The sequence below is a fragment of the Mycobacterium sp. 1165178.9 genome, assembly GCF_001673555.1.
In the GTDB taxonomy this organism is placed as follows: Bacteria; Actinomycetota; Actinomycetes; order Mycobacteriales; family Mycobacteriaceae; genus Mycobacterium.
In genome coordinates, this window is record NZ_LZMB01000542.1 from 1 (window position 1) to 5,628 (window position 5,628).

The following is a 5,628-nucleotide window of genomic DNA, read 5'->3' on the forward strand; positions in this document are numbered from 1 at the left end:
CCGCCCATCGTTCGCCGCGTTCGTGATGTTGAGCTGTCGTAGCCCCGTGCGATAATCGAACCTATGTTCGAAGACGTGATCGCGCGGTTCGACGAGCTGGTGGAGCGGCACCATCCGTCGGCGACGCCGGCGTCCGCCGCACTGCTGGAGCGGATCGGTGCGTTTTCGCGGGTCGAGAACCGCGCGGCGGCCGAGCAGTTGACGGCGATCGGAGACTTGTTCGCGTACCGGCTGTCGCGCTGTTCCGAGTGCGAGGACTGGGCGGTCGACACCGAGGCGGCGGTGAGCGCGGAAGTCGCCGCGGAGTTGCGGATCAGTCAGGGACTGGCCGCTAGCCGAGTGCGGTACGCCCGCGCGATGCGCGAACGGCTGCCTCAGGTTGGTGGCGTCTTCCGGGCCGGTGACTCGATTTTCGGTTGTTCGCCACGATCGTCTATCGCACCGATCTGATCACCGACCGTGACGTGTTGGCCGCGGTCGACGCCGAGTTGGCGACCAAGGTGCCGCGCTGGCCGTCGATGACACAGGGGCGCCTGGCCGCGCAAGTCGACAAGATTGTGGCCAGAAACGATGCCGATGCGGTGCGCCGGCGCACCGAGCGCCGGGCCGACCGGCAGGTTTGGATCGCCGATATGGAGGGCGGCCTGGCCCACCTGGAAGGCAGCCTGCTGAGCCCGGATGCGCACGCGCTGGATCGGCGGTTGGACGCATTGGCGGCCACGGTATGCGAGAAGGACCCCCGCAGCCGTGACCAACGCCGCGCCGATGCGGTGGGCGCGCTGGTCGCCGGCGCGGATCGGTTGGGGTGCCGGTGCGGGTCCCCGGGTTGCACCGCGGGGAAACGGGGCACCGCCGGGCCGGTGATAATCCATGTGATCGCAGAGCATTCCACCCTGGATGGGGCCCGGCTCGGGGCGTCGAGGTGGGTGCTGAGGGGTTGATCCCGCCGGAGCTGATAGCTGAGCTGGCCGCGTCGGCGAGGCTGGTGCCGCTGGTCCACCCGGTCGACTCCGCACCCGAGCCGCACTATGCGCCATCGAAGGCTTTGGCAGATTTCGTGCGGTGTCGGGATCTGACCTGCCGCTGGCCGGGGTGCGACTGTCCGGCCACCGAATGCGATGTGGACCATACGATTCCCTACAGCGATGGCGGGCCTACCCACGCGTCGAACCTCAAGTGCTACTGCCGCACTCATCATTTGGTGAAAACGTTCTGGGGGTGGCGCGACCAGCAGCTGCCCGACGGCACGCTGATCTTGACGTCCCCGTCCGGACACACGTATGTCACCACCCCGGGCAGCGCGCTGCTGTTCCCCAGTTTGTGCATGGCCACCGGCGAGGTGTCGCTGCCCGACCGTGCGAGACCGGGAAGCGATCGGTGTGGCGAGCGCGACGCAATGATGCCCAAACGCCACCGCACCCGCGCTCAAAACCGCGCCCACCGCGTCGCCACCGAACGAAGGCGAACCCACCAGGCCCGGCAAGCGAAACGTCGAGAACGCGAGGCCGCCTACTTCGGTCCCGCGCCACCGGCCGACGGTGACGACGATCCACCGCCATTCTGATTGACGGCCGAGCGATCGCCGCAAGGGTGCTTGACTCGTTCTCGAACTAATGTTCGAATATGCGGTATGCGGTGGGCAAATCAGGCCGTCGCGGTCAACGGGAAGCCGGTCGAGGACGGGGCGTTGCCAGGGCTGCAACGCATCGGTTTCCTGCGCAGCGTGCGCTCTCCGCAGTTCGACGGGATCACCTTCCACGAGGTGGTGTGCAAGTCGGCGCTGAACAAGGTGCCGAACGCGTCGACGCTGCCGTTCCGCTACACCGTCAACGGCTACCGCGGCTGCTCGCACGCCTGTCGGTACTGCTTCGCCCGGCCCACCCACGAATACCTGGAGTTGAACTGCGGCAACGACTTTGACACTCAGGTTGTCGTCAAGACCAACGTCGCCGAGGTGCTGCGCCGTGAGCTGCGGCGGCCCTCCTGGCAGCGCGAGACCGTCGCCCTCGGCACCAACACCGATCCGTACCAGCGGGCCGAGGGGCGCTACGCGCTGATGCCCGGCATCATCGGCGCCCTGGCCGAATCGGGCACGCCACTGTCGATCCTGACCAAGGGCACCCTGTTGCGCCGCGACCTGCCGCTGCTCACGAATGCCGCGGCGCAGGTTCCGGTCTCGGTCGCGGTGTCGCTGGCGGTCGGCGATCCAGAGCTGCACAAGGACGTCGAGCCCGGCACTCCCACACCGCAGGCCCGGCTTGGCCTGATCAGCGCCATCCGCGCAGCCGGGTTGGACTGTCATGTGATGGTCGCGCCGGTGCTGCCACACCTCACCGATTCGGTCGAGCACCTCGACGGGCTGCTTGGCCAGATCGCGGCGGCCGGTGCCAGCAGCGTTACGGTTTTCGGTCTGCATCTGCGCGGTTCGACGCGGGGATGGTTCATGGGATGGCTGGCGCGCTCGCATCCCGAGCTGGTCGGCCGCTATCGCGAGCTGTACCGGCGCGGTGCCTACTTGCCGCAGGATTATCGCGCCATGTTGCGGGAGCGGGCCGCACCGCTGGTCGCCAAGCATCGACTGGCGGGCGACCACCGCCCTTTCTCGCAAGCGGTCTCGCTCGCGCCGGCACCAAAACCCGTTCAGCCGACGTTGTTTTGAGCTGAACTGAGCTAGCCGGCCCTGTCGGCGCGCGGCTTGGTGAGCGTGAATTCGTCGATGACGGCGACCTCACCGAACGGACCCCGCAGCGCGTAGTGCGTCGCCTTGATCGTGGTGTTACCGCCGGGCTGGCCCGGGTCGACGTCGAAAGCCGCGAAGCCATAAGGATTGTCGCGGTCGCGAAACGCCGACCATGGTGCGTCCTCGAGGACGTAGACGGGGGCCTTACGTCTCAGCCCTGGATCGAACGCGCCCACACCGGTCACCACCCGGCACCGGGGCTCGGGGAAGAACATCGCGTTGCTCGGTGCCGACGTGCCACCCCCGCCGATGACGAGGTGCACCGTTCCGCGCGTGGCATCGATGAGATCGTTGCGGGTGTCGACGGGTATCGGCGTGCGGGTGTCGGTCCCCAGCGTGCCGCGCAGCGGATGCGATCGCTCGTAGTGGTGTTCGTGGCCGCACACCACCAGATCGACCTGGTACTGGTCGAACAGCGGCAGCCATTCCTCGCGGATGCCCAGGTCGGCCCCGTTGGTCTTGTCGGCGGTGGAAATCGCCGTCTGGTGCATGCACACCACGACCCAGTCGATGTCAGGGTCTCGCCGGGCCGCAGCGAGTTCCTGTGCGAGCCAGCGCTTTTGCTCACCGCCGGAGTAGCCGTGCACATAGAAGTTGCCGCCGTCCTGGAAGGCGACGTCATCGTTGCTCAGGCTGATCACCCGCACCGAGCCGGCGGTGAACGAGTACCACATGCCGCGGGCCTCGGGGCTGGACCCGGAATCGGGTACCGCGAAATAGGCCTGGTAGGCGCCGTAACCGATCGGCCCGTTACCCAACTCGTTCTCGTGATTGCCCGCCGCCGGCATCCAGGGCCGGTATCGCGCCGAGCGGGTGTTGTTCTCGAACCAGTTCGACCAGGTGCGGACCCGGTCTTGGGCCAGGTTGGCGTAGCACAGGTCGCCATTGATCAGGTTGAACAGCGGCCCGATTCGCTCGATCGCCATGGTGGTGTCGGCGGCGGCCGGCGAGCCGATGTTGTCGGTGGCGTATCTGCCGTCGGGCATCTTGGCCAGCGCCGGTGTGGACTGGTCGCCGAAGCTGGTGAACAGCAGTCGTTTTCGGCCTACCGGGGCGGTGCGCACGGTGCCCTGCTCGGGCTGTGCGCCGTCGTGCACCGCCGCGTACACGTAGTCGGTGTCCGGGGTCAGGTTGGTCAGGCGCGCATGGTTGACGCGAACCTCGGTGCCCGACTTCGCGTCCCGGTAGGTGCGGGTTTCCGCGGCGACGGTGCGGCCGTAGCCGGATGTCGGCGTCCCGAGCATGACGCGCGGATTGCGGACCGCGTCGATGGTGTGCCAGGACACCACCGCCTCGGTGCCGGCGTTCCTCCCGAACTGAAGGTGCAGCCCGCCGACCGGTGGCGCGCCGTGGCGATCGGGCTGCAACCAGGCCATCGGGCCTTGCGGGCGGGACCCCAGCAGCACGGCACCGCCCCCGAGGCTCACCCCAAGGGCGGCCGAGACCGCGCCGGTCGTCAGCAACCGGCGGCGGGTCACCGGCGCTGCGGCGATAGCGGCCCGTTCCGGTGCCGAATGCGGCTCATCGCTCATGCTTGCTTCATACCGGAGCCGGGCGACCGCGGGCACAGCTGCCGGTAAACAGCGAACCGCCGCTAACGAATCCGGTAGCGTTTTCGATATGACGAACGTGCATAAGACAGCGAGCGCGATCTCAGCGGTGATGCTGGCAACGGCCACGGGGGCGGTGCTGACGCCGGGGACGGCCCATGCGGATGGCCACCAGGTGACCTACACGGTGACGAGCCCCAACAATTTGACCGCCACCGTCAACTACGTGAATTCCGATCCGCCCAGCCAGGCGGCCTACAACGCGGACCCGTCGAAGTTCACGACCAGCGTGCAGGCCCCGCTCAGCGCGGGAACGCCGGTCACCTACACCGCCACTTTGGCCAACCCGAGCCAGTCGGCGAGGATCAGCGCCAGCGGCATGCTGCACTGGCCGGATTCGGGCAACGGTCCGGCGTCGTTCCACTGCGAGATCGCCGTGGACGGTCAGGTGATCGCGCAGCAGGACGCCACTACCACCGTCACCTGCGCGGCCTAGCCCGGGTATCGGCGGGCGTTCGCTGATGGCGAACACCGTCGTCCATCTGCCCGACGCTCAAGCCAGCGCGCTCCCGGGCTCGGTGTGCGCGACGACGACGACTTCGGCGCGTGCGGCGCCGACGGCCCGGATCTGATGGCTGACCGATGCGTCGAAATACGCGCTGTCGCCGGCCTCGAGCGTGAAAGCCTGGTCGACGTAATCGAATTCGATGGTGCCGGCGTTGCCGGTGGCACGCTCGACGGACTGACGCCTAGCCCAACTCGGGCGCGGAGAAGGTGTCGCACTTCTTCGGGTCACCGGTCTGGTACCCGATGGTGAACCACTTCTGCCGCTGTTCTGACGAACCGTGCGTCCAGGACTCGGGATTGACCCGCCCGGTGGATTCCTTCTGGATGCGGTCGTCGCCCACCGACGCGGCGGCGGAGAGCGCATCGGAAATGTCCTTGTCGCTCAACGGTTCCAGGTAGGGCACACCCGTGCTCTCCTGCTTGACGGTGGAGGCGTAGTGCGCCCAGATCCCGGCGTAACAGTCGGCCTGCAACTCGGTGCGCACGCCGTTGCCGCCGGCTCCCTGCGCGCCCTGCTGCGAGCGGCCCAGCAGCCCCTGCAGGTTCTGCACGTGGTGGCCGTATTCGTGGGCGACCACATACTCCTGGGCGAATGGCCCACCGCTGGAACCGAATCTGTCGACCAGCTCCTTGAAGAAGTCGGTGTCGAAGTACGCGGTCTGGTCCACCGGGCAGTAGAACGGCCCGACCGCGGTGGTCGCGTGTCCGCAGCCGGTCTCCACCGATCCGGTGAACAGCCGCACGTGGGGGCGGGTGTAACCCTGCAGCAGC

The 5,628-nt window shown here is 67.8% G+C and carries 5 protein-coding genes and 1 pseudogene; 3 read left to right on the forward strand and 3 right to left on the reverse strand.

What is annotated here, in order from left to right:
- Nucleotides 1-63: 63 nt before the first annotated feature.
- Nucleotides 64-1,564 (forward strand): annotated as a pseudogene (locus tag A5652_RS23100) (HNH endonuclease signature motif containing protein).
- 66 nt (nt 1,565-1,630) lie between these two features.
- Nucleotides 1,631-2,659: an Rv2578c family radical SAM protein gene (locus A5652_RS23105; RefSeq protein ID WP_067357372.1), complete on the forward strand. Its 1,029-nt coding sequence runs from the start codon at nt 1,631-1,633 to the stop codon at nt 2,657-2,659.
- An 11-nt stretch (nt 2,660-2,670) separates the two neighbouring features.
- Here the strand turns inward: A5652_RS23105 and A5652_RS23110 are convergent, their stop codons facing one another.
- Nucleotides 2,671-4,272, reverse strand: a complete 1,602-nt coding sequence (locus tag A5652_RS23110; RefSeq protein ID WP_067357375.1) for a metallophosphoesterase family protein — start codon at nt 4,270-4,272, stop codon at nt 2,671-2,673.
- Nucleotides 4,273-4,360: 88 nt separating this feature from the next.
- Here A5652_RS23110 and A5652_RS23115 point away from each other — a divergent pair, with 88 nt between their 5' ends.
- Nucleotides 4,361-4,786, forward strand: coding sequence for a hypothetical protein (locus A5652_RS23115; RefSeq protein WP_067357378.1), 426 nt, complete (start codon nt 4,361-4,363; stop codon nt 4,784-4,786).
- 57 nt (nt 4,787-4,843) lie between these two features.
- Here A5652_RS23115 and A5652_RS28800 read toward each other — a convergent pair whose 3' ends face one another.
- Together A5652_RS28800 and A5652_RS23125 are read right to left on the reverse strand one after the other, a co-directional pair.
- Nucleotides 4,844-5,086 (reverse strand): cupin domain-containing protein, encoded by a 243-nt coding sequence (locus A5652_RS28800; protein WP_067357380.1) that lies wholly within the window; start codon nt 5,084-5,086, stop codon nt 4,844-4,846.
- Nucleotides 5,040-5,628: neutral zinc metallopeptidase (locus A5652_RS23125; protein WP_067357383.1), on the reverse strand; the 589-nt coding region annotated here is incomplete at its 5' end. The genes A5652_RS23125 and A5652_RS28800, both read right to left, overlap by 47 nt.